The 982-nt window shown below is 59.4% G+C and carries 1 protein-coding gene; it reads right to left on the bottom strand.

Annotated elements, in window-relative coordinates; translation table 11 throughout:
- Nucleotides 1-579: 579 nt before the first annotated feature.
- Nucleotides 580-982 (bottom strand): YadA family autotransporter adhesin (locus U5775_RS38855; RefSeq protein ID WP_322063424.1); only part of this gene is annotated, 403 nt, incomplete at its 5' end.

The raw sequence follows: 982 nt of genomic DNA, 5'->3' as shown, positions 1-982 counted from the left end.
AAAACGGCCGGCAACACGGGTCCACAGGGCACGCCATTCTGTGCGCCCTGAAACCATTCAGGATTCCGGGGTTTTGTCGTTAAGTAATAGTTTGCAGTCCTGCTTTTACTGAAATCAGATGCAGCCTGGTCGCTCCTGTTGCCCGGCAAATGGAATCTGCCTGCGCATCGAGCCGTGGGTCATCAACCAGACTGACTGCCTACACTCTCAGATTAATCGTAGGAATCAGTACATCAAATAAGAGAACTCTGAATCAAAAGAACCTGAATCAAGCCTCGAACAATCCTTGACCTTTGATGCCTGACGTTTCGGTGTCGGCGAGGCATGGATTCATACTAACGGCCCGCGGTCCACAAAAAACCAGGAGATATTCGAAAAACGGGATAGCAGATCGCGCCCGTAAAACCAGCGGATAAAAATAGCACCGGAACAGGGCCTCACGCACGCCGGAACCTTGCCCCACACCATTGCGCCCATGCCAGACACATAAACTCAAAAAAGAAGCCCGGCAGTCTTTCGACTGCCGGGCTTGAGGTTTCATGGCATCAACCTACGATGCCATCCTTGCCGCGCGGGGCGTTACCACTGATAGCCTGCGCCGACCGTGGTACCGGTGCTGCCCTGGGCGCTCGAGCTCACCGAGAGCTTGCCCACCCAGCGGTTGTTCTCGGAGACATACGAGACGCCCAGCGCCATGCCCTGCTGGCCACCGATGCGCGACGTACCTGCCGCCACCATCGTCTTGCCCGGCGCGGTCGGCTGCGGCAGACCCGCAACCGCCATCGCCGCTGCCGCTGCGCCGAACGCGTCGCGACGCACGTCGCTGACCTGGTTCTGCACGCCGGCGATTCGCTGGTCCATGTAGCCCTGCGACTGCACGGTCGCGGCGGTGAGCTGGTTCACGTTCACCGCGTCGGTGCCCTGCGTACCGGCCGCCACGTTCGTGATCTGACGCTCGCTACCTTCCGTGCCCACCGAGACA

The sequence above is a fragment of the Paraburkholderia sp. J63 genome (genome assembly GCF_905220245.1).
GTDB lineage: Bacteria > Pseudomonadota > Gammaproteobacteria > Burkholderiales > Burkholderiaceae > Paraburkholderia.
This window is presented reverse-complemented; position numbering and strand designations above follow the sequence as displayed.